At 38.1% G+C, this 23,824-nt stretch carries 23 protein-coding genes; 9 read left to right on the top strand and 14 right to left on the bottom strand.

Features of this window, described 5'->3' with window-relative positions; all coding sequences use genetic code 11:
• Positions 1 to 10: 10 nt before the first annotated feature.
• Together ASE92_RS13505 and ASE92_RS13510 are read left to right on the top strand one after the other, a co-directional pair.
• On the top strand, positions 11 to 739 hold the full coding sequence (locus ASE92_RS13505; protein WP_056850637.1) for a peptidylprolyl isomerase: 729 nt from the start codon (positions 11 to 13) through the stop codon (positions 737 to 739).
• Complete coding sequence (locus ASE92_RS13510) at positions 739 to 1,506, top strand: exodeoxyribonuclease III (protein ID WP_056850638.1); 768 nt, start codon at positions 739 to 741, stop codon at positions 1,504 to 1,506. Before ASE92_RS13505 ends, ASE92_RS13510 begins: the two co-directional genes overlap by 1 nt.
• A gap of 360 nt (positions 1,507 to 1,866) precedes the next feature.
• Here the strand turns inward: ASE92_RS13510 and ASE92_RS21185 are convergent, their stop codons facing one another.
• The 10 genes from ASE92_RS21185 to ASE92_RS13560 form a co-directional block, all read right to left on the bottom strand.
• Positions 1,867 to 2,025: a hypothetical protein gene (locus tag ASE92_RS21185; protein WP_157255749.1), complete on the bottom strand. Its 159-nt coding sequence runs from the start codon at positions 2,023 to 2,025 to the stop codon at positions 1,867 to 1,869.
• A 10-nt stretch (positions 2,026 to 2,035) separates the two neighbouring features.
• The gene (locus ASE92_RS13515; RefSeq protein ID WP_056850639.1) at positions 2,036 to 2,596 is read right to left on the bottom strand and encodes a 5-formyltetrahydrofolate cyclo-ligase; all 561 of its coding nucleotides are present in this window, start codon (positions 2,594 to 2,596) and stop codon (positions 2,036 to 2,038) included.
• A 324-nt stretch (positions 2,597 to 2,920) separates the two neighbouring features.
• A complete protein-coding gene (gene efp, locus ASE92_RS13520) occupies positions 2,921 to 3,481 on the bottom strand; it encodes an elongation factor P (RefSeq protein ID WP_056850640.1) in 561 nt (186 codons plus the stop codon).
• A gap of 129 nt (positions 3,482 to 3,610) precedes the next feature.
• Positions 3,611 to 4,171 carry an elongation factor P gene (efp, locus tag ASE92_RS13525; RefSeq protein ID WP_056850641.1) on the bottom strand — a complete coding sequence of 187 codons (561 nt, stop codon included), beginning with the start codon at positions 4,169 to 4,171 and terminating at the stop codon, positions 3,611 to 3,613.
• 613 nt (positions 4,172 to 4,784) lie between these two features.
• Positions 4,785 to 5,399 carry an ATP-binding cassette domain-containing protein gene (locus ASE92_RS13535; RefSeq protein ID WP_056850643.1) on the bottom strand — a complete coding sequence of 205 codons (615 nt, stop codon included), beginning with the start codon at positions 5,397 to 5,399 and terminating at the stop codon, positions 4,785 to 4,787.
• A gap of 20 nt (positions 5,400 to 5,419) precedes the next feature.
• The gene (locus ASE92_RS13540; RefSeq protein ID WP_056850644.1) at positions 5,420 to 5,881 is read right to left on the bottom strand and encodes a GNAT family N-acetyltransferase; all 462 of its coding nucleotides are present in this window, start codon (positions 5,879 to 5,881) and stop codon (positions 5,420 to 5,422) included.
• Between the two features lie 38 nt (positions 5,882 to 5,919).
• Positions 5,920 to 6,705, bottom strand: a complete 786-nt coding sequence (lpxA, locus tag ASE92_RS13545; protein ID WP_029274294.1) for an acyl-ACP--UDP-N-acetylglucosamine O-acyltransferase — start codon at positions 6,703 to 6,705, stop codon at positions 5,920 to 5,922.
• A complete protein-coding gene (locus ASE92_RS13550) occupies positions 6,705 to 8,117 on the bottom strand; it encodes a bifunctional UDP-3-O-[3-hydroxymyristoyl] N-acetylglucosamine deacetylase/3-hydroxyacyl-ACP dehydratase (RefSeq protein ID WP_056850645.1) in 1,413 nt (470 codons plus the stop codon). Before ASE92_RS13550 ends, lpxA begins: the two co-directional genes overlap by 1 nt.
• On the bottom strand, positions 8,107 to 9,183 hold the full coding sequence (gene lpxD / locus ASE92_RS13555) for a UDP-3-O-(3-hydroxymyristoyl)glucosamine N-acyltransferase (protein ID WP_056850646.1): 1,077 nt from the start codon (positions 9,181 to 9,183) through the stop codon (positions 8,107 to 8,109). The genes ASE92_RS13550 and lpxD overlap by 11 nt, the downstream gene beginning before the upstream one ends.
• A 122-nt stretch (positions 9,184 to 9,305) precedes the next feature.
• Positions 9,306 to 10,529, bottom strand: a complete 1,224-nt coding sequence (locus ASE92_RS13560) for an HD domain-containing protein (RefSeq protein WP_056850647.1) — start codon at positions 10,527 to 10,529, stop codon at positions 9,306 to 9,308.
• A 111-nt stretch (positions 10,530 to 10,640) separates the two neighbouring features.
• Here ASE92_RS13560 and ASE92_RS13565 point away from each other — a divergent pair, with 111 nt between their 5' ends.
• The 4 genes from ASE92_RS13565 to ASE92_RS13580 all read left to right on the top strand — a co-directional run bounded on the left by ASE92_RS13565 (position 10,641) and on the right by ASE92_RS13580 (position 14,759).
• Complete coding sequence (locus ASE92_RS13565; RefSeq protein WP_056850648.1) at positions 10,641 to 12,194, top strand: PglZ domain-containing protein; 1,554 nt, start codon at positions 10,641 to 10,643, stop codon at positions 12,192 to 12,194.
• Positions 12,195 to 12,269: 75 nt separating this feature from the next.
• Positions 12,270 to 12,686 carry a tRNA (adenosine(37)-N6)-threonylcarbamoyltransferase complex ATPase subunit type 1 TsaE gene (gene tsaE / locus ASE92_RS13570; protein WP_056850649.1) on the top strand — a complete coding sequence of 139 codons (417 nt, stop codon included), beginning with the start codon at positions 12,270 to 12,272 and terminating at the stop codon, positions 12,684 to 12,686.
• 72 nt (positions 12,687 to 12,758) lie between these two features.
• Positions 12,759 to 13,985, top strand: a complete 1,227-nt coding sequence (locus ASE92_RS13575; protein ID WP_056850650.1) for an alanine dehydrogenase — start codon at positions 12,759 to 12,761, stop codon at positions 13,983 to 13,985.
• Positions 13,986 to 14,081: 96 nt separating this feature from the next.
• On the top strand, positions 14,082 to 14,759 hold the full coding sequence (locus ASE92_RS13580) for a M15 family metallopeptidase (RefSeq protein ID WP_056850651.1): 678 nt from the start codon (positions 14,082 to 14,084) through the stop codon (positions 14,757 to 14,759).
• Between the two features lie 100 nt (positions 14,760 to 14,859).
• On the opposite strand, the gene ASE92_RS13585 is transcribed toward ASE92_RS13580, so the two are convergent.
• From ASE92_RS13585 to ASE92_RS13600, 4 genes are read right to left on the bottom strand one after another with little or no spacing between them, the layout of a single operon-like run.
• Positions 14,860 to 15,360 (bottom strand): histidine phosphatase family protein, encoded by a 501-nt coding sequence (locus ASE92_RS13585; RefSeq protein WP_162237763.1) that lies wholly within the window; start codon positions 15,358 to 15,360, stop codon positions 14,860 to 14,862.
• Between the two features lie 53 nt (positions 15,361 to 15,413).
• The gene (locus tag ASE92_RS13590) at positions 15,414 to 16,457 is read right to left on the bottom strand and encodes an aminotransferase class I/II-fold pyridoxal phosphate-dependent enzyme (protein ID WP_056850653.1); all 1,044 of its coding nucleotides are present in this window, start codon (positions 16,455 to 16,457) and stop codon (positions 15,414 to 15,416) included.
• Positions 16,458 to 16,460: 3 nt separating this feature from the next.
• Entirely contained in the window at positions 16,461 to 17,495 is a 1,035-nt protein-coding gene (locus ASE92_RS13595; RefSeq protein ID WP_056850654.1) for a glycosyl hydrolase family 18 protein, read from the bottom strand.
• A 59-nt stretch (positions 17,496 to 17,554) separates the two neighbouring features.
• The gene (locus tag ASE92_RS13600; RefSeq protein WP_056850655.1) at positions 17,555 to 18,883 is read right to left on the bottom strand and encodes a D-alanyl-D-alanine carboxypeptidase; all 1,329 of its coding nucleotides are present in this window, start codon (positions 18,881 to 18,883) and stop codon (positions 17,555 to 17,557) included.
• A gap of 51 nt (positions 18,884 to 18,934) precedes the next feature.
• Here ASE92_RS13600 and ASE92_RS13605 point away from each other — a divergent pair, with 51 nt between their 5' ends.
• The 3 genes from ASE92_RS13605 (at position 18,935) to ASE92_RS13615 (ending at position 23,813) form a co-directional block, all read left to right on the top strand.
• Positions 18,935 to 20,182 carry an aspartyl protease family protein gene (locus tag ASE92_RS13605; RefSeq protein WP_056850656.1) on the top strand — a complete coding sequence of 416 codons (1,248 nt, stop codon included), beginning with the start codon at positions 18,935 to 18,937 and terminating at the stop codon, positions 20,180 to 20,182.
• Positions 20,183 to 20,275: 93 nt separating this feature from the next.
• Positions 20,276 to 22,789, top strand: a complete 2,514-nt coding sequence (locus tag ASE92_RS13610) for a zinc-dependent metalloprotease (RefSeq protein ID WP_056850657.1) — start codon at positions 20,276 to 20,278, stop codon at positions 22,787 to 22,789.
• Between the two features lie 157 nt (positions 22,790 to 22,946).
• Complete coding sequence (locus ASE92_RS13615; RefSeq protein WP_056850658.1) at positions 22,947 to 23,813, top strand: phosphodiester glycosidase family protein; 867 nt, start codon at positions 22,947 to 22,949, stop codon at positions 23,811 to 23,813.
• Positions 23,814 to 23,824: the final 11 nt, after the last annotated feature.

Here is a 23,824-nt window from a genome sequence, read left to right on the forward strand (position 1 = left end):
ACACAAATAAATGAAGAAATTATTATTATTCGTTTGCGCTTTTTCGATGTTTTCGGCCTTTGCTGCGAAGCCTAAAAATCAATATATCAGAATAAAAACGGAGTTTGGAGAATGCATTGTAAAACTTTATAATGAAACCCCTTTACATCGGGAAAATTTTTTGAAACTTGCAAAAGATGGTTATTACAACGGAACGTTATTTCACAGAGTGATAAAGGATTTCATGATTCAGGGCGGTGATCCGGATTCGAGAAATGCTAAGCCAGACTCTTTACTTGGAGAAGGCGGCCCGAAGTATACCATTCCAGCCGAATTTAGAGACAGTTTATTTCATAAGAAAGGCGTTCTGGCTGCTGCAAGAGAGGGCGATATGGTTAACCCCAAAAAAGAATCTAGCGGAAGTCAGTTTTATTTAGTGCAAGGCAAGGTTTTTACTGATGAGCAGTTGAATGCTCTCGAAGAAAAACGATTGAAGTTTAAATTACCGGAATATCAGAGGCAGGTTTATAAAACCATCGGCGGTACACCGCATTTAGATAGAAATTACACCGTTTTTGGCGAAATTGTGGTTGGCTTAGATATGGTTGATAAAATCGCTATGCTACAAACCGATAAAAATAATCGCCCTAAACAAGATGTTAAAATGGATATTAGCATTTTGAAAAAGAGGGAAGCGAAGAAATTGGAAAAAAAACTGTTGCAGGATTCTTTAAAAGATAAAATGATAACAAAGCATTGATGAAAATCATCTCTTATAACGTTAACGGAATTCGAGCAGCAAGTACCAAAAACTTTTTCGGCTGGTTGCAAGCTACCAATGCTGATATAGTTTGCCTGCAGGAAGTGAAAGCATTGCCTGTACAAATTCCAGAAATTATAGCTTTAATTGAGCAACTCGGTTACCATCATTATTGGTATCCAGCTGAAAAAAAGGGATATAGTGGTGTGGCGATTCTAACCAAAATAAAGCCTAGTCATGTAGAGTATGGATGTGGAGAGGAATGGATTGATAAAGAAGGTCGAGTTATAAGAGCTGATTTTGATGATTTTTCCCTCATGAGTTTGTACATGCCGTCAGGTTCGAGCGGCGACGAACGGCAAGTAAAAAAATACGAGTTCATGCGCTTTTTCGATGGATACATTGGCGAATTGCGGAACGAAATACCTAATTTAATTGTAAGTGGGGATTATAACATTTGCCATACTTCCATTGATATTCATAATCCAAAATCGAATGCCAATTCATCAGGATTTTTGCCCGAAGAACGTGAATGGATGCAGTTATTTCTCGAAAATGGTTTCATAGATACTTTCCGTCATTTTAATAAAGATCCACACCATTACACCTGGTGGAGCTATCGTGCGGGTTCGAGAGGGAAGAACCTGGGTTGGCGCATCGATTATCACCTGGCCACAAAGTCTCTCGAAAGTAGGCTGAAAAATGTGAGGATTTTGCCTGATGCCATCCACTCTGATCACTGCCCTGTTTTATTGGAATTGGAATAAATCTGTCGGTAACAAGTCAGGATTTTAATTCGCTTAACTCATCACAGCTTGAAGAACAGGTAACCAACTCCTTAAATATCTAGCGGAATCGCTTTTAGAGGGAGAAGATGTTTTTATACTCGGTCAATTTGAAATTTAAGGGACCATGTTTGTCAATTTTCGAGAAATTTGTTTCTGCGAAAATCAGCGTAATCTGCAGGAGCTTAAAAGGCAATAAACGATCGGCCTGCTATAAAGCTGTCGTGAGTTGAAATCATTCCCGCGGGTTTCGGGAATTTACCCTGATATGAATAGCTAAGTAGAAAGGTTAAATCGTCCGAAGCGGACAAATAATTGACCAAGATTTAAATAGAAAAATTCCTATAAATGCTCTTCCTCGTATTTCTCGCCAGCTTTCAACATCAGCTCAATTTGCTCCAAATCCTCAGCGGTAAGCTCTTCTTTTTCCTGCAATTCAAATACCGCAACCATGTTCTCTTCATACTGTTTTTCGGTTTTGATAACGATTTCCTGTGCCATGATTAAAAGCTTAAAATTTGATAGTTTCTGTTGGTGTGATGCAAAAATCTAAAGCGATGTCGTGTTCATTCACATCATCAATTTTATCAATTGCAGACAACAAAGATAGCCCTATTTTTTGAGCATTTATATTTTGGAGAAAACGGTCATAAAAGCCTTTGCCATACCCTACGCGATATCCCCACCTATCAAAAGCCAATAGTGGGATTAGAACCATATCTATTTCACCGTTATGGACGATGCCTTTTTGCGGTTCTAAAATGTTATACAAATTTTTCTGTAAATCATCCACACCCAGATATTCATGATTGGTCATTAAAGCGTTTTCAAAATCAGCCTTCGGAACAATGATTTTGATTTCAGGATGTTTTTCCGCCAGCCATTCAACGATCAAGAAAGTATTGGGTTCTCTTTTTTCGATGATGGGTAAAAATATATGCAGCGTCTTCACTTCTCTAAGATCCAGCTTAATGAATTGATTTAGCAATCCAATATTTAGCGATTCATATTCCATATCGCTAATCGCTAATCTATCTTTTAAAGCTTGTTTTCTGATTTCGGATTTTAACATAGTTCAAATTTAGATAAATATAAACATTTGAAATTTCGGGTGTTTTCGATAAAAAGCAAAGATACACGAGTTGAATTAGCGAACGCTTTAAGATTCCCACCTGCGTGGGAATGACGGATTTGTAAGGAGATATGCTAAAATATCATGTATGAGATCCTATATAAAACACCAACTATGAACCGTCGTCATCCTCAGCTTGACTGGGGATCTTAAAGCAAAAGAAAAACACACATTCAAAATATTTAACTTCTTTTCATCGATGTCTTTTTAAAACAAAAAAGCCCTTGAAAATAAATCCAAGGGCTCGTTTTAATATTTTATGATCTATTTTACACGCTCTACATACTCACCTGTACGCGTATCAACTTTAATTTTATCACCTTGATTTACGAACATAGGTACTTTAACCTCCACACCATTTTCAAGTGTTGCCGCTTTTAATGCGTTAGTAGAAGTATCGCCTTTAACTGCAGGCTCAGAATAGGTAATTTCGAACTCTGCAAAGTTTGGCAATTGACCCATAATCGCTTCATCGCTTTCCATTGAAACGATAACGCTCATGCCTTCTTTTAAAAATTTGATTGCAGAACCAAACAAAGTTTTCTCTACGTTGTATTGCTCGTAAGTATTATTGTCCATCACTACCAAATAATCTCCATCTTCGTAAAGATATTGATAATCGCTAGTTTCAACACGGCAAATTTCAACAGCCTCGTCTGTACCCATACGAGCCTCAACAATTCTGCCCGATTTAATATTACGGAATTTACCGGTGTAAAAAGCACCGCCTTTACCTGGTGTACGGTGATTCCATTCGTCAACAGTAACTAACTCGCCATTTACACGTAAGATGTTACCGTTTTTAATTTCTGATGCTTTAGCCATATGATGTGATCCTAATTGGATTTATGTTTCAGTTTTTTGTGTCGGCAAAGGTAAAATTATTTTAGTAAAAACCTATAAACGATTAAGGGATAAGGCTTAAGGTTTAGCGAAATTTCGAGCTTAAATTTTCTACTTCACCCGCTCCATGTAGTCGCCTGTTTTGGTGTCTACTTTTACTTTGTCGCCCTGGTTAATAAATAATGGAACCCTTATTTCGGCGCCAGTTTCTACAGTAGCATATTTCTGAGCACTTGTAGATGTGTCGCCTTTAACGGCTGGCTCTGTGTAGGTTATTTCCAGCTCCACACTGTTCGGCAATTGCGCAACAATCGGCTCGTCACTTTCAAAAGCAATGGTTACATTCATACCTTCTTTCAGAAATTTAATTGAGCTTCCGAAAAGTAATTTCGGGATGTTATACTGCTCAAAAGTATTATTATCCATTACTACAAGATAATCGCCATCTTCGTATAAATACTGATAATCATTGGTTTCAACACGGCAAATGGTCACTTCTTCATCGGTGCGGAAGCGATATTCAACAATCTTTCCGGTTTTAATGTTGCGCATGCGGGCTTGATAAAACGCCCTCAAATTGCCTGGCGTACGATGAATATATTCTTCTACACTTGTTAACTCCCCGTTAAAACGAAGCACGTTTCCGCTTTTTACTTCTGATGCCTTTGCCATTTTATAATGAAATCTTGTTTTGCTAATTTTTGAATATCAAAGTTAAAAAAACCAATTTTGATTTGGAAAGTTCCAAAGGAATTCCTTCCGAACAAAACCTCTGATTATAGGTACTGCATTCCCATTTATCATTAAATATTTTTGGAAAATAAACCTTGTGGATTTTTAAACCAACGAAGTTTCCCATAAGCGTATTTTCATGGAATCGGATTTAGACAAGCCGGGCATGAGAGAGAAACAAAAGCTTGTTCCCGTAATGTTTGCTAAATAAAAACATCCATTGGCATTCATTCCCGTTTTGCCTTAGCCAACGGAAAAGAAAGCCTTCGTGTAAAAGAAATGCCTTTGGGAACCACTCCAAAGGCATAATCAACCTAAACCTCAAACTAAACTATGAAAAAATTTTTCGCTTTTTAAAGCCTTATATTTTGTTTCCGTATTACGGAGAATATGATCATTTTCCTCGAAGAGATAAATTAATAATTATTTCTCTTTTTGGTGGTGCAAAGGTAGAAACTATTTATCAATTACAAAACATTTTTATTAAAATTAATTTATAATACAAAATGATGACAAAAGAAGGAATTTCTTCCGAATGAATTTCGAGTGTAAGCTATTTAAAATCAGCTATTTGAATCTGTTTTGTGCAGAAATCATATTCCTGAATTTGGTTTGAACCAATTATTGTCAGCCTATCTTTTGTGAAGTTTTCAATTAATTCTCGGTACCAGGTTATCCCCTGAACGTCTAAATTACTCGTGGGTTCATCCAAAAATAATATTGGCGAATTAGAACAGCAGGCCAAAGCCAATTTAGTTCGTTGTTTCATTCCCGATGAAAAGTACTTGATTTCTTTGTTAGCTGATTTTTCTAAACCCAAAATGGAAATCAAAGATTTAGCATCAACTCCGGCTGCGAAATTTTTAAACTTGAAATGGAAATTAATTATCTCTTTCAGAGTAAAAGTTTCTACCAGTTCCAAGTAAGGCGCAGCTAAACTGATGTGTGTGTAAATATCCTCTACGGCAATTTCTCTATCATCCGAAAACAAGAGCGTTCCCTCCGATAGTGTTAAACTTCCAGTTAAAACACTCAATAAAGTAGATTTCCCTGAACCATTGGGGCCTAAAATAGCATAACTGTTACCAGTGCTAAATTCGGTGCTGAGATTTCTAAAAATCCATTCCTTATTAAATCTTCTGCCAACATTATTTAAAACGATTTTCATTAAGCGTTTTGCGATTAGGATTAAACATTTAGCGATTTGGACATGCAAATACTATTGTCTACACCAATATACTGACCATAGTTCGGTGTAACCTTGTAGTTACTTTTCTGGTATAAAGCAATGGCTTCTGGTTGCTTTTTGCCTGTTTCTAAAACCGCTTGGCTAAAACCTAATTCTGCAGCCCAATTTTCCAGTTCAGATAAAACTTTGGCTGCAATACCTTGCTTTCTATAATCAGGATGAACAAACATGCGTTTGACTTCGGCTGCTGTTCCAGAGAAGGGTTTTATTGCGCCGCAAGCAACAGGGGTTTCGTTTTCAAAAGCAACAACAACTTCCTTAATCGCATCTACTTTATTAAATTGAGCGTAAAAGGCATGTTCATCACCATCTCTAATGGCTAAATCTTTATCTAACAAAATAACCAGTTCTCGAAAATCAGGGTTGTCTGAATTGGTTCTGATTAGTGTTAGCTTACTCATGAATAATTGCTTTAAGCTTTGGTCTTTTTTCTTGAGGCTTAGCTGCCCATTCCGAAACCTTTCATCACACCACGGTTAGAATTGCGAATGAAATCTACAATTTCATCACGAATTTCTGTTGGTTTGAATTCCGCCTCGATCATATCTAAGGCCTTGGTTACGTTATTGTGTTTTACAAAAAGAACACGGTAAATTTCCTGAATCTCATCAATCTGTTCGTTGGTAAAACCTCTTCTACGCAAGCCAACAGAGTTAATGCCAGCATAAGAAAGCGGCTCACGAGCAGCCTTAACATAAGGAGGGACATCTTTACGAACCAATGAACCGCCAGTTACAAATGCGTAAGAACCCACTTTAACAAATTGGTGAATAGCCACCAAGCCAGCGAGAACAACATTGTTTCCAATAGTAATGTGCCCGGCAAGAGTGGTGCTGTTTGAGAAAATACAATTGTTGCCTACCTCGCAATCATGTGCGATATGCGAATAAGCCTGGATTAAGCAGTTGCTGCCAATGGTTGTTTTCCATTTATCTTTTGTACCACGGTTTATAGTTACGCACTCACGAATAGTAGTGTTATCACCAATTTCCGCCGTAGTAACCTCACCCGCGAATTTCAAATCCTGCGGTTCTCCGGAAATTACTGCTCCTGGAAAAATTCGGCAGTTTTTGCCAATACGAGCACCGTCCATAATCGTTACATTCGAGCCGATCCAGGTTCCTTCTCCAATAACAACGTCTTTATGTATCACTACAAAAGGTTCAATTACCACATTTTCAGCAATTTTGGCTTGAGGATGTATGTATGCTAAAGGTTGTATCATTATTGGGTTGGTTCTGCTTGTTTAACTTTTGAAATTTGAGCCATCATCTCGGCTTCTACAACGATTTTTTCGCCAACCATACCAACACCTTTCATCTGAGCAATACCTCTTCTGATTGGTTCAAGCAAGTCGCAGCGGAAAATTATCGTATCGCCTGGAAGAACCTGAGCTCTAAAGCGAACGTTATCGATTTTTAAAAAATAGGTAAGGTAATTACTTGGATCCGGAACGGTACTTAAAACTAAAATCCCACCCACTTGTGCCATCGCCTCAATTTGAATTACACCAGGAAATACCGGTGCGCCAGGGAAATGCCCTTTAAAAAACTCTTCATTCATGGTTACGTTTTTAACGCCCACAACATGGTTTTTAGAAAGCTCCAGAATTTTATCTACAAATAAAAATGGCTGCCGATGAGGCAAAATTTCCATAATCTGTACAACATCGTACAACGGCTTAGCACTTGGATCGTACACTTTCTGAATTTTTTTGTTCTTTTCCTTTTTAATAGCGGCTTTTATTTTTTTAGCAAAAGCAACGTTAGCGGCATGGCCTGGGCGAGCTGCCATAATGTGGCCTTTTAGGTGCATACCTACCAAAGCTAAATCGCCAATCATATCCAATAATTTATGGCGGGCAGGCTCGTTTTGATAGCGCAACTCCATATTATTTAAAATACCTTGTGGAGCCACATCAATATCGGCACGGTTAAAAAGTTTAGCTAAATGGCTTAACTCGTCTTTCGTAACTTCTTTATCAACAATGACTATGGCGTTATTTAAATCTCCTCCCTTAATCAAGTTATGAGAAAGTTGATATTCTAATTCATGTAAGAAACAGAAAGTACGGCAAGAAGCAATTTCTTTTTTAAACTCGGCAATGGTGTTGATCCCAGCGTGTTGGCTGCCCAAAACCGGCGAGTTATAATCAATCATACAAGTAAAACGGTAGTCATCTAAAGGCATAGCCACGATTTCTACTTTTCTATCTTCTTCTGTATAGGTGATGTTATGAGGAATGGTAAAATATTCACGGTCGGCATTTTGTTCAACCAAGCCTACTTCTTCCAATAAATCAATGAATTGGATGGAACTACCATCCATAATTGGAGTTTCCGGCCCGTCAAGTTTAATTAAAACGTTGTCTAAGTCCATTCCTACAAGCGAGGCCATTACATGTTCAACAGTACTCACGCTTGCACCATTTTGTGTAATGGTTGTTCCACGAGAAGTATCGGTTACATTATCTGCATCAGCATCAATAATCGGTTGTCCATCTAAATCAATACGTTGAAATTTGAAGCCATGATTTTCAGGCGCAGGGCAAAAAGTAAGGGTAACATTAGCGCCTGTGTGTAAACCAACACCTGCAGCTGATATTTCTTGTTTAATCGTCTTTTGTCTAACGTTCATTGTGTATTGTATTCTTTTCCAATTCGGCGGTAAGCCTTTCCAATTCTTTTTCTAGAGCGTTTATTCTTTTTTCCACATCGGGTAGATGCTTAAAAATTACCGAGGCACGCATCCAGTTACGTAAGGGTTGAGCCGGACTACCATGCCATTGTTTATTTTCTTCGGTGATGTTAAAATTAATTCCGGCCTGTGCTCCAATTTGGGTACCTTTAGCTAAAGTTAAATGCCCTGCAATACCAACCTGACCGCCAACAACACTGTTCGGGCCGATTTTCGTGCTTCCAGATATGCCAGATTGAGCCGCTAAAACGGTGTTTTCGCCAATTTCCACATTGTGGGCAATCTGAATCAGGTTATCGATTTTTGCGCCTTTTTTTACAATAGTCGAACCCATTGTAGCACGATCTACAGTTGTATTTGCACCGATTTCGACATCATCTTCTATAATAACATTTCCAATCTGAGGAATCTTGTTGTACGTTCCGTCTTTTTGCGGAGCGAATCCAAAACCATCACTTCCAATTACGGTATTGGAATGAATGATTACCCGATTGCCAACAATAGAGTTGTGATAAATTTTTACACCGGGGAAAAAAGTGCTGTTTTCGCCAACCTTTGAATTTGCTCCAACAAATGTTTGTGCATTTAATCTAGTTCCATCGCCTATTACCACATTTTCGGCAACATAGGCAAAGGCATCAATAAAAACATCTTTACCAATTTTAGCCGTTGGATGTACAAAAGCTAACTTATCAATACCAGATTGAGTCGCTTGTGCGTTTACCGCTTCGTTGTATTTATCCAATAAAACCGTAAATGAACTATATGGATTATCAACACGAATTAATGTGCTTGTATAGGGTTGTGTAGGGGCGAAATCCTTTGATACGATCACTACCGAAGCCTGTGTAGAATACAGGAAGTTTTCATACTTCGGGTTAGAAAGAAAAGACAAGGAGCCTTCTTTACCATCTTCTATTTTAGAAAGTTCGGTAACAGCTGCATCGGGGTTACCATCGATGGAACCGTTTAAAAACTCGCTTATCTGCTTTGCAGTAAATTGCATCGTACAAAGGTAAATGTTAAATTGATATGAACAAAAAAACCTATCAAGGTTAAACCGTGTATATTTTACACAATAGTAAGACTTAAAACGGCAGTAAAAGTTAAATATTTTGTTAATTAATCTTAAATCCCTCTTGGGTAGCAGAGAATATATTTCTCTACTGTTTTCTGCAAGGATTCCAGGTTCGATAAATCCGAAGCTTTGGCAATATCAACAATATCGTTATTTTTCATTAAAATCTTGATGTTTCCAACCCCAGCATTGTAAGCCCGGTTTTGTATGGCATCGGTAAACACAAAATATCTGGCTTCTTCAGGCTTAATTCCAAGTAAAGCAACGGTGGCGTCTTTTAAAAAATTTACCCGATCTAAAGGCGCCCTTTCATTGCTCATTTCTACTTTATATAAATTTCTTGAGGTAAGCATCTGGCAAAGCGTTGATAGTATTTTATCATGATGTTTTACCCAAACCTTCACTGCCGCATATATATCCTGATCATCCAGATTGGTAAAATGCTCGAGATTTTCGTGTTGCGAAAAGAAGTTAGTTTCGCTGATATCGTGATCGAAAAAATATTTTAATGAAGGTGCTGCGAATAAATCTTCGCCTGCGGCGGATAATTCCTTTGCCCGTTCCAGCAATTTCACCAGAATCATCTCCCCGGCGATAACCGTTTTGTGCAAATAAACCTGCCAATACATTAAACGGCGGGCAATCAGAAATTTTTCAATTGAATAAATTCCTTTTTCTTCGATCACTAAATCATCATCAAATACATTAAACATTTTGATAATCCGATCAAAACTAATTACCCCTTCACTCACTCCGGTAAAAAAGCTATCGCGGTTCAGGTAATCCATCCTGTCTAAATCCAGTTGCCCGGAAATTAATTGATGAAGAAATCTTTTCGGGTAAGTTCCGTTGAATACCTCAATTGCATGTGTTAGTTTGCCGCCAAAATGATCATTCAAGTCATGCATCAGCTTTGCTGAAATATCTTCGTGCTTAATGCCTGTAACCAGCGAGTGTTCTAAGGCATGCGAAAATGGTCCGTGACCAATATCGTGTAGTAAAATAGCCAGTATAGCCGCTTCTTCCTCGCCCTCGGTTATCGTATGGCCTTTACTTCTTAAAACTTCGATAGCTAAGCCCATGAGGTGCATTGCGCCTAAAGCATGATGAAAACGGGTATGTAAAGCACCTGGATATACCAAATGCGTCATTCCAAGTTGTTTTATATAACGTAAACGCTGGAAATAGGGATGCGAAATGACATCGTAAACCAGTTCTGAGGGAATGTTGATGAAACCGTAAACCGGATCGTTTATTATTTTCTTCTTATTCAATCGTTAAAAATAGTTAAATAGATAGATACGGTACAAAAATTGCTATTTTTATTTATAGATTGATTTACCCGCCAAAATAAAAAGGCAATACGTACCTATTTTTACAAAAACATGCAAGAAACTAAAATATTGTGGGCCGATGACGAAATCGACCTGTTAAAACCACATATACTTTTATTAAATGATAAAGGTTACGCAGTAACCACTTTTACCAATGGTAACGATGCGCTCGAAGCTTTCGGTAAAACCCATTTCGACCTTGTTTTTTTAGATGAAAATATGCCCGGAATGAGTGGCATTGAAACCCTTTCTGCTATCAAAAATCTTAATCCAGATGTGCCTGTTGTACTCATCACCAAAAGTGAAGAAGAAAACCTGATGGAGGATGCAATTGGAAGTAAAATTGATGACTATTTAATTAAACCGGTAAACCCAAAACAGGTTCTATTAACGATTAAAAAGCTGATTGATAACAAGCGTTTAGTAAGCGAGAAAACATCAATGGCTTACCAGCAGGATTTTCGCCGTTTGGGGATGACCCTTGGCGATAGATTGAATTATGAAGAGTGGGTAGATGTTTACAAAAAAATAGTTTTCTGGGAACTGGAACTGGAGAAGCTTGACGACCCGCAGATGCATGAGATTTTAACCATGCAGAAACAGGAAGCGAATACTCAGTTTACCAAATTTATTGAGGAAAACTATCTCGACTGGATTAAAAACAAGGACCAGGCGCCGTTACTTTCTAATGAGTTGTTGAAGAAAAAAGCTTTCCCACATATTAATGATACCACGCCTGTATTTTTTATTCTGATTGATAATTTGCGTTATGATCAATGGAAAATTATTAACCCTTTAATTTCTGAATATTTTAGAATTGATGAGGAGGATATGTACACCAGTATTTTGCCAACAGCAACCCAATATGCCCGTAATGCAATTTTTTCTGGTTTAATGCCTTTAGATATGGAAAAGCGTTTTCCGCAGCTTTGGCAAAATGATGATGATGAAGGCGGGAAAAATATGCATGAAGAGGCTTTCCTGGCCGACAACATCAAGCGTAGCTTAAGAAAGGATTGCAAATTCAGTTACAATAAAATTTTAACATTTGAGCAAGGGAAAGATTTGGTTGAGCAAACCAATAACCTGCTTCAGAATGATTTCAATGCAATTGTTTTCAATTTTGTTGATATGTTAAGTCATGCCCGTACCGACATGCAGATGATCCGTGAATTGGCGAACGATGATGCGGCTTACCGTTCGCTAACATTATCATGGTTTGAACACTCTCCACTTTGGGATTTGTTAAAGAAAATTTCGCAGAAGCAAGTGAAAGTAATCATCACCACCGATCATGGAACTATTCGTGTTAAAAAACCGGTTAAGGTTATCGGCGATAGGGCAACAAACACAAATTTAAGATACAAACAAGGTAGAAACCTGAATTTTAATGCTAAAGAGGTTTTTCTAATTAAAAACCCTCATGATGCTTTGCTGCCAAAAATCAACATTAGCAGCAGTTATATTTTTGCCCGCGAGGATAGCTATTTCGTTTATCCGAATAACTATAACCAATTTGTAAATTATTACAATGAAACTTTCCAGCATGGAGGAATTTCGTTGGAAGAAATGATTATTCCGGTGGTAACGTATTCGCCGAGATAATATCCAAATCCTAAAGCGTTACAAGGAGGCAAAAGCAATGCATTTATGTATTACTTTTGCCTTTATTAATTTAAAATGGAGATAGCAATTAACCGTTTATCAGATTTACCTCAGGTAGCGCAACAACTTTTAGAATTTTCTAGGGGGGAAAAAATTTTCATTTTCGATGGAGAAATGGGCGCAGGCAAAACTACTTTTATTAAAACTTTTTGCAAAACGTTAGGCGTAGAGGATGTAGTCTCGAGCCCAACTTATTCTATCGTCAATGAATACGAAAGTCCTAACGGTTCGGTATTTCATTTTGATTTTTACCGCATCAAAGATATTCAGGAAGCATACGATTTAGGCTACGAAGAGTACTTTTATGGTGGAGGCATTTGTTTGATTGAATGGCCTGAAAGAGTAGCCGAGTTATTGCCAGATCATCTTTTAAAAGTTGAGATAGCTATTGTTGATGAGAATCGGAGAGTATTCAGTTTCAGTAAGGTATAACATTTAGTTTTCCAATAATTAATAGAATTTCCGTACCTTGAACAACCTAAAACTAACATATTTTTAAGCATCATGGCTACAGGATTACGCGAAGGAATGGCCGATATCGCTCGTCAGGGTTTATTGCAAACACAAGAGGCGACACTAGAAACCAGAAACAGGAAAAATAGCCTGAACATTGGAATACCAAAAGAAATCTCTTTTCAGGAAAATCGAATTGCACTAACACCACTTTCGGTTGCGTTGCTGGTTAACAATGGCCATAGGGTAATATTAGAAAGTGGCGCAGGAACAGCTGCAAATTTTTCTGATTCAGAATATGCTGAGCAAGGAGCAAAAATCGCTTATGATAAAAAAGAAGTTTTCGATTCTGATATCCTGGTGAAAATTGCACCACCCATGCTGGAAGAAATTGAGATGATGCACAAAGGGCAGACCTTGATTTCTTCATTGCAAACCGGAACTTTAAAGCAAGATTATTTGAAAGCATTAATGCAGAAAAAGATTAATGCTTTGTGTTTCGAAAACTTGCGTGATGAGGGGAATGTGTTGAGTGTAGTGCGGGCAATGAGTGAAATTGTAGGCTCTACTTCAATTTTAATTGCTGCAGAATATTTAAGCAATGTTACCGGTGGAAAAGGGTTGATGTTAGGTGGTTTTACAGGGGTTCCGCCGACAGAGATCGTAATTTTAGGCGCTGGAACGGTAGGAGAATATGCCGCCAGAACAGCATTGGCACTTGGTGCCGAAGTAAAGGTTTTCGATAGCTCGATTTATCGTTTACGCCGTTTACAAAACAATTTAGGGAGTCGTGTTTTTACATCAGTGATGCAGCCGATTGTTTTAAATAAAGCCATTGTAACTTGCGATGTAGTAATTGGTGCCATCCGTGCCAGTCATGGTAGAAGTCCTTGTGTGGTAATGGAAGAAACAGTGGCTAAAATGAAACCACATTCGGTGGTGATTGATATTAGCATTGATCAGGGCGGTTGTTTTGAAACTTCGGAAGTAACTAACCACACCAATCCCATTTTTAGAAAGTATGATGTGATTCATTATTGCGTTCCGAATATCGCATCCCGTGTTCCGAGAACTGCATCTTACGCATTGACGAATATTTTTGCTCCAATTTTACTGGATATTGGTGAGTTTGGAGGATTGATGAATATGGTTTGGAATAACCCAGGAATCCGCGAAGCACTTTACATTTACCAGGGAAATTGTACCAATAAAGATCTGGCCGATATGTTTAATTTGCCATTTAAAGATTTGGAGTTGCTAGTGGTTTCGAATCAATAATCATATACCCATCATTGCGAGGCACGAAGCGATCTATTTCGAAAGTAAGATTGCTTCGTGCCTCGCAATGACGACCTAAGTATAATACCCGTTAACATGAAAATCAAACTCCTTTTCTTATTTCTGACCTTTTCATTCGCAACTTTCGCTCAAAAAAGTTCGCCCTCGAAACTGGTTGTAGTGAGTTCGTACAACCAATATCTGGCATCTATAAAAACCAATCCGAATAATGAATTGATAGAGATTAAAAAAGCAATCCCTAACATCAAGTTAGACATTCGTTATGCTACGAAGAATAATTTTATGAAACAGGTGATGTACAAACAGGCGAGAGCCTTTGCCCGCAAACCGGTTGTAGAATCGCTAAAAAAAATCCAGAGGGAATTAAATAAAAAAGGTTACGGACTAAAGATTTTCGATGGTTACCGCCCTTATGCTATCACTGTTGAGTTTTATAAAAAGGCCAGCGATAAAAACTTTGTGGCGAACCCTGCAAAAGGTTCAAAACACAATAGGGGTTGTGCCGTAGATTTGACGTTAATTGATTTAAAAACGGGAAAAGAGGTGGCAATGGCAACCCCTTACGATAGTTTTTCGGCAGCAGCTGCAGCCAACTACGAGCAGGTGCCGGCAGCAGTTAAAAAAAACCGTGATTTGTTAATTACCACCATGAAGAAATTTCAATTGAATGTGTTAGATAACGAATGGTGGCATTATGATTTTTCTGGCTGGCAACAATATGATCTGATGGATATTCCGTTTGAGAAACTTTAAAAGGCCGGTTAGTTCATTTGTTCATTAGTCATTTATGCGATTGCCATTCGTTTTAAAATGTTTGTAAACAAGCTTTCAATTCCAAACCGACAACTCCCAACTACAGATGGTGAGGTCTTCCGTACTGATCTTTTTTCACCTTGGCCTTATCATCTTTCACGGTCAATCGAAAAATATAATCGTAATCGTCATCAGTAAGCATTTCCATTGGTCGTTTTCCACCAAAAGCTTCAATAATTTCTAAAACGGTGTTCGAGTGAGCGGCAACAATTACGGTTTTACCGCTATAATTTTTTTTAACGGAGTCTGCCAACGATTTCGGGTCAGTGTAATTAATAACCTTTGGGATAATTAACGAATCTAATGTTTGATGCGTTCTTTTATATGCTGTGCTGTATCCTACATCAAACTTCACATTCTTCAAAAACGTAGCTAAGTCACCCGCTCTAATTCTGCCTTCATCCGAAAGGTTTGGATCTTTATCTTCAGGGTTTGATTTGTCTTTTTCAGCATGGCGAACTACCCACACTTCGGTATTTTGCGCTAAAACAGCAGTTGACAATAGCAGACATAGCGAGAAGAAAAAAATCAATCGTTTCATTTTATAAAGATTAGAAAATTTATTGGTTTGTGCCATACTTGTGTTACTTAGCCTTAAACCACTGCTCTTATTAAAGTTTCAATATCCTCCAGCTCATGCCAGCTACTCAGCACAATCCTGTTTATGGGGTCACTGTCTGCGTTTGGGTAAGGAAAAGAAGAGATCAGGATTTTTTTTCTTAACAAATCATCGCTTAACGTTGGGTAATTGAGAAAGTAAGCAGGAAAATCTTGCTCAAACTTCCAAGTTAGATTTAAGGAATTTCTAAACCTGTATATATTCTCCTGAAGCTTTTTCCAAGCGTGACGATAAATTTCTTCGGCATGGATAAATGCATAAATTCCAGCTGCGGCAGGCGGAGAGGCGCCAACAAATATATTGCTGTTTTTAAGTTGCCTGATTATTTTTTTATCGCCGAGCACTATTCCTGCATCTACCCCAAGAGCTTTTGCCATAGACGCAACGACTACGCAAGTTAAATTTTCAAGTTTCGGTAAGCTAGCAAAGGCGCCTAAGCCAGCGTTGTTTACCCCAATTCCATGAGAATCATCAACAATCAATATTATATTTTTCTCAGGTGCGATTTCTCTCAGAAAATCAAAATCATACATTTCAGGGAAAAGATTATTTATAGAATTGCTGATGAGCACCCAGTTTCGCTGCTCATCCATATTAATTAGCGCAACAACCGCTGTTTTCCATTCCGAAAAAGACGATGACAACACCTCTGGCGATTCGTTGATCCACAATGCTGGATGAGTGGACGGAGCATAAACCACCTTTCCAAATGTGGCTAAAGTTTTAACGGTAAGTTGTGCAGCCAAATAACCGCTGGAAGTAATTAAGGCGTCTTCAGCATAAAATCGCCGGGCAGCTTCACATTCCCCTTCTTCATAAATGCCAAATTGAATATTATTACTCCGGCTAGTGCCGTTATTCAAACCGAATTTCTTAATTCCTTCGATATATAAATCGATAAAATCCTGATTTTGGGGAATGCCGAGATAAGCAGTTCCACCGAAATAAAGATAGGATTCTCCATCAATGGTAATTTTATTAGAGAATGGCCCCTTATATGATCTGAAATTGGTGTTCATTTATTAATTGTAATTTCTGCCTAGTTCATCATTGGCTGCCCTAATGATTGATTTGTTACCGTTATCATCATGATAGAATTCCCAAAACATGATGCCATTGGCAGTTTCTTTTGCAAGTTTGGCTTTTTTCTTCGTAGTCATTAGGCCGTTGTAATAATACTGAACACCGTCAATTGTTGCATAATCCAAATTAACATCAGCATTGGCGGCTACAAAATCCCGGTAGGCTTTTGAAGCATTCGAAGCGTTTTTTCCATAGGCAGGAATTCCTAAAACTGCCTTTTCTTTTGGCATACCACGTGTGCCCATCCAATAATTTAAGCTGGCCACCGCCATATTGTAAGAAGCATGTTGAATGGGTTCATTCTTATCCCATCCTATGCCGTCATAAACCATGATATTAAAGAAATCAACAGCAGGAAAAATTTCGCTTTTTAATCCATCCCGAATGCTGCCGGCATAAACTCCGGGAGTTATGGCAGCGCTTAAAAACTTGTTATATTTGTGCAGCGAATCTGAAAGTTCTTTCATCAGGAGCACATAATTATCTGCCGATCCATCTGCGGTACTTGGATATTCCCAATCCATGTCTACGCCATCAAGATTATTGGTTCGGGCAAAAGCTACAACATTCTTTACAAAAAGCTTTCTTGCTGTTGCTGAAGCAGCCATTTCAATGAAAATGCTGCGGGTGCCCGATACCGAAATGCCTGTTTTAACACCATTTGCTTTTGCTTTCTGCATTACCGCCGAAAACCGTGAGGGTTGTTCGAGGCTAGCTAGAGATCCATCCGTATTTGGATTTAGGAAAGCATAAAACAAATGCGTAATCATTTTATATTTTGCATCGGCAACTCCATTTGGATCGCGGTAGCTTGGAAAATAGGCTACAACCTTAAAACTGTTGTCAGCAACATAAGGTGTTGTAGGGACGGTGGGATCTACAGGTGGAGGCGGTTCTACAACACCCTCACTTTTTTTGCAGGAGCTAATTCCAAGCAACAATGCGATGCTTAGCAATAAGTAGGTTTTTCTCATAGATTTAAGGGTTTACTTAGGCTTGTATTCAGCACCAATTAAATTTTTTAGGCTTTTCATCAGAAGTTTTCATGGATGTAAGTCATTATTCTTACCATTTCGGCTCTTACTTCGCTGGTGGGGTTAATGAAATTATTATTCATGAAAGAATAAATATACGTTTTGCCTTTTTTAGTAAGCACATAACCACTTTGATTGTGAACCCCACCTAGTGATCCGGTTTTGCCATAGACAAAAGGCTGATTCGTTTTAGGATAGGCATTTCTGAGCGTTCCGCTTTTTCCTCCAGCCGGGAGCATATCAAAAAGTTTTTCTCTGTTATTTACCAGGTGATAAATAGAATCAAGTAAATAAATATTATCTCGTGGGGTAAACAAATTCTGACGGGACAGGCCAGATCCATCAGCCCATTTTACTTTATCGGGCAAAAAAGATAAATAATTTTTAGTGATATGCTGAATGGCTTTTGTGGTGCTTAACGTGTCACTAATTTGATTGGAGCAAACCAATAGTAAATGTTCGGCAATAAAATTATCGCTTGGCAACATCATGTGCTTTAAAACGGAATCGCGTTTGGCACCTGGAAGTGTTTTAGCATTGACAGGGATTTTCATTTTTACAACACCAACACTTTTATGTAGTGTATCTGAAAGTACTTCTAAAGTTGTTTGAACGCTGGTTTTGTAAGGGTTTTGCTGATTGTAATTGGGCTTCACTGCAACTAAAGGATAGCGAAAATGATTGGTTAAAAAATCTCTGGTTACCTGGAAGCCGCCAGTTGTTTTGCTCGAATCTACCTCAAAGCAATGTGCAAAAACTTTTGGCGAAATATTAATTTTACCTGGAGATTGATAGGTGGAAGTAACCATATTATCCATTATAGGCATCTCGGTAATCTCGGGCTGATAATAATAATCGTAGTCATCCCAACTCCAGCCATCACCAAAAAACGCACCTGAATACCTTCCTGGTGCAAAAAATAGTTTTCTGTTTGATGCGTGAAGGAAATTATAGGCTGATTTATCTTTAACTGCAAATTGTAAAAACGACGGATCGCCGGTGCCCCAGAAAATTAAAGAATCGTTACGTTCGATGTATTTCAAAGCTGGCATTTGCTCTGGCAACATTTTTAAACTGGCAAAAAAAGTATAAAGCTTGGTATTAGATGCTGGCGAGAAGTACTTTTCTGCGTCTTTCTCAAAAATCATCTTTTTATCGTCCATGTTATAAAGCGCAAAGCCCACTTGGTACTGCTTTATCACCGTCGAATTTTTGAATTCTTTAGCTACCTTTTTGGAAATCATTTTATTGGTAGAGCAACTGGAAATTACTAATACACATGCAAGAGAAAGTGTAAGAAGCTGAGAATGGATTTTATAAATAGGCATGCTGAAAGTTTAGAAATGATAATTACCAACTAATTTATTAAATTTAATTTAATGTTAACCAAATATGCTTCTGTTATCTACTTTGATATCCGCAAATTCGCCATTTGTGTAGCATTTATTTTGTTCGGTTTGTATTCAAAGGCGCAAGAATTTACCTTTCCAGGAAATAAACAAAAGCAATCTATTCATTTTAAGTGTATCAAAAACTTAATGATCATTCCGGTTTTTGTAAATGAGAAAGGACCCTATAATTTCGTGCTGGATACCGGTGTAGGTCCAATGATCATCACAGATCCATCAATTATTGATACGTTAAATTTTGGTTTAATGCGAAAAATTAAATTGTCGGGCTTGGGTTTGGAAACGGTTGACGCTTATGTATCGCAAAATATTACGGCTAAAATAGGAAGCGCCAAAGTAAATCATATCCCCACAGCTATACTTAAAGAAGATTTGTTCAATCTATCTGGTCATTTAGGGATTAAAATTTACGGTTTAATTGGGTTCAGTTTCTTCAATAGTTTTATCGTTGACATTCGTTACAGCGAGAATAGAATCATATTTAGCGATGTAAGCAGGAGGATAAAATATCGAGGAACCAAGGTGCCGATATTTATTGAGAACTTAAAGCCTTATGTGGATGTTCAAGTAGACATTCCTAATAAGGGGAAAGTAAGCACACGGTTACTGATGGATACAGGGGCCAGCCATGCTTTATCAATGGAAATGTTAAACGGAGATGCTTTCCCGCTTCCTGAGAAAACTATCAGGGCGAATTTAGGGATGAGCCTGAGCGGACAAATAAAGGGTTATATGGGCAGGATTAGCACTTTTTATTTGGGGGGACATATTTTTAATGACGTAGTATCGGGTTTCCCGGACTTTGAATCCATTGCAAAAAAGATTGACTTAACTTTTCGCAATGGAAACCTGGGCGCCGAAATGCTAAGAAAATTTGATGTACAGCTAAATTACCAGGATCAGGTTATGTACCTGAAACCAAATAGCCTGGCTAGAGTTCCTTTCCAACATGATATGGTGGGTATGGTAATTTATCTGGATCAGGCAGAGTATAAGAGGGTAATCGTTGGCGAAATTGACGAAGGATCGCCAGCCGAAAAAGCAGGACTATGCCCGTACGATGAAATTATTGGCGTAAATTTTAAATCTATCAGTGCCTATACTTTAAATGATCTGACGGAGATGTTCAAATCAAAAGCTGATAAAACAGTTATATTGGAGGTTTATCGCGACAGCAAAGTTTTCTTTAAAGTAGTCAGGCTTGAAAAAAGGATTTAACCTATTAGTAATTTTATAGTTACACAATGTTAATCAGGTAACAAGGCTATAACTTCGGGCTCTTATTATCATAAAGATCTTATAAACATATAAATGAAGAAACAAGTGAAAGTACTGGCATTAGCTGGTATTATGGTGCTTGGTTTAGCTGGCATTGATTCAGCACAAGCACAAAAAAAAACGAAAAAGGGCACAACTAGTCCTGCAACTCCAGCAACAGCAGCAGCGGCGGCACCAAAAAAAGAAGGAATTAAGCCCTACTCAGAGGTGATTACATCAAAAGCCAAAACGACTAACGGATTATTCAAAACACACAAAGTGGATGATAAATGGTATTTCGAAATACCAGATTCTATTATCAACCGTGAAATGCTGGTAGTTACGCGATTGGCAAAAGCGCCTGTAGGTATTAAAGTGGGCAACCAGCAATATGGTGGTGAAGAATTAAACGAGCAGGTTTGGAAATGGGAACGTAGAGGCAAACAGGTTTACATCCGTGTACCAAGTTATGCTACTAAAGCAGATTCTACTAGTGATATGTACGAGTCGGTGCAAAACTCTAATCTTGCGCAGATTCTTGCGAGCTTCGAAATCAAGGCATATAATAAAGATACTTCGGGTATCGTAATCGATGTAACTGACTTTTATAACGGCGATATTATGGCGATTGGTGCTACCGATCAAATCCGTAAAGCTTACAAAGTAATTACTTATGATGCCACTCGTTCTTATATCGATACCGTAAAAACTTTTCCGATAAATATCGAAGTTAAGACCGCGAAAACTTATCGTGCTGCAGAATCTCCAACAGATAACAGCAACGGAGCGGTAACTTTCGAATTTAATACTTCGATGTTATTGTTGCCGAAAATTCCTGTGAAAGCTAGAATCATGGATAGTCGGGTGGGCTACTTTGGTCAATCTCAAATTGACTACGGTACCGATGCACAAAAGGCAGAACGTACGGCTTACATTCACCGTTGGAATTTGGTTCCGAAGGATACCGCAGCTTATAAAAGAGGAGAATTAGTGGAGCCTGTTAAACCTATTATCATTTATATTGATCCGGCTACGCCGAAAAAATGGGTTCCATTTTTAATCCAGGGAATTAACGATTGGCAAGTAGCTTTTGAAGCAGCAGGTTTCAAAAACGCCATTTTTGGTAAACAAGCCCCAACACCTCAAGAAGATCCACAGTTTAGTGTAGAAGATTCCCGTTATTCGGTAGTTCGTTACTTTGCTTCTGATATTCCAAACGCTTATGGGCCACATGTAAGCGATCCGCGTACTGGCCAAATTTTGGAAACACACATTGGTTGGTATCACAACGTAATGAGCTTATTGCGCAACTGGTACTTCGTTCAAACTGCAGCCATTAACCCTGAAGTGCGTAAAGCCAAGTTTTCTGATGTGCAAATGGGAGAATTAATTCGCTTCGTTTCTTCACATGAAATTGGCCATACACTAGGTTTGCCACATAACTTCGGTTCTAGCTATGCCTATCCTGTAGATTCGTTACGTTCGAAAGCATTTACCGATAAACATGGAACTGCACCTTCTATTATGGATTATGCCCGTTTCAATTACATTGCGCAACCTATTGATGGCGTAACCAAAATGCACCCACAAATTGGTGAATACGATAAGTGGTCAGTTAAATGGGGCTACTCTTGGATTCCTGGGAACAAAACTGCCGAGCAGGAAAAGGAAATCTTAAACCAATGGACTTTAAAAAATGCTGGTAACCCACTTTATTTTTACGGAAGACAAGGTACATCGCTAGATCCTCGTTTGCAAAGCGAAGATTTGGGTGATAATGCGATGAAAGCAAGTACTTATGGTATTGCAAACTTAAAGCGCATTCTTCCAAACGTAGAAAAATGGACCTACCAAAAAGGTAAAGACTACAGCGATTTGAAAGAAATCTATACTGAAATTGTTGGTCAATATAACCGCTACATGGGCCACGTACTTACCAATGTTGGTGGGATGAGCGAAAACTTCAAAACCTATGATCAAACTGGTCCGGTTTATAGTTACTTATCAAAAGCAAAACAAAAAGAAGCCGTTTCATTTTTTAATCAACAATTGTTTACTACCCCGCTTTGGTTAATTAACAATGATCAATTGAGTAAATTTGATAACGGTACACTTTTAAATAGAATCAAAGCAGTGCAGGCCAACACTTTGGTTAATCTTTTAGCGGCACCACGAATTGCCCGTTTATTGGATAACGAAACTAAAAACGGCACTGCAAAAGCTTATACTTTACCTGAGTTATTTAAAGATATTAAAACTTCTGTTTTCGCCCCAAGCAGACCAGATGCATTTAAACGTAACTTACAAAGAGCATATGTAGATCGTTTAGGCTATTTAATGACAACTGAATCGGAATTGCCTCCAGGTTTCCCAGTTGAATCTGCTGCAAGTTATGGGTTAACGCCAATCAATGTGAGTTTATCAGATATTCGCCCCTTAGTGAGAGCAGAATTAAAAGCTTTGCAGGCTACAACAAAAGCTCGCTCAGTAGCTGGAGATGCAATTGCAAAAGCGCATTACGATGACCTTACGGTTAGAATTAAAGATATTTTAGATCCCAAGAAATAATTAGAAGGGTTGGAGTGTTAAGATCTTTAAAAGTTAAAAGGCTTCAAGCCGATCATCTGAACACTTAGTCATTCAAACCATTCTCTAAATTTAAAAACGGAGTAAGCCTATTAAGGTATACTCCGTTTTTTTTAATTTTATAGCAAATCCAAAACCCATGCTTAAAAAACTATTTCCTCTCATCCTGATCACATCAATCGCATCTTTTAGTTACGCACAAAATCTCGATTCGATAACGGTTGTAAAAACCAAATGGCAAAAAACACGGGTTGCCAAACAGGTTCGATTGTTTCGCCATCATTTTGATCAAAAAAACCTGTTTGCAGCAAATGAAAATATTTCATTTCTTGAGATTAAAAATACAGGAAGAAAAGCCGTTTTTGCTTTAGGTGCTGAAGAAAAGGAATTGATTACCACCAGTAATTTTGGCATTCGTGATACCGCGATTGCAGCATTAAATGGAAATTTTTTCGATGTGAAAAACGGAGGTTCAGTAGATTTTGTTAAAGTAAACGGTAATATTATCAACACCAATCGTTTAGATAAAGACGGGAATAGGGCACGGCATCAGCAAGCAGCCGTGGTGATTGATAATGGGAAAATTTCAATTAAAAAATGGGATGGAACCGCAGATTGGGAAACAAAATTAATGGAACAAAACATCATGCTCAATGGACCATTATTAACTTATAATGATGTTGATGAGCTTTTAGATACGACTTCGTTTACCCGTTTGCGCCACCCACGTACCTGTTTGGGTGTTAAACCGAACGGAAGAATAATTTTGTTAACAGTAGATGGGCGTAACGAAAAATCGGCCGGCATGAGTTTGCCTGAATTACGTAAACTGATGAAATGGTTGGGTTGCAAAAGTGCCATCAATTTTGATGGTGGAGGATCTACAACTTTATGGGTAGCTGGAATGCTAGATGGCGGTGTGATCAATTATCCAACTGATAATAAGAAGTGGGACCATGAAGGCCAGCGTAAAGTAGCCAACGTGGTTTTAGTAAAAAAGAAATAGTTATTTTAGCC

Origin of the sequence: Pedobacter sp. Leaf41 (assembly GCF_001422545.1) — a bacterium.
GTDB lineage: Bacteria > Bacteroidota > Bacteroidia > Sphingobacteriales > Sphingobacteriaceae > Pedobacter.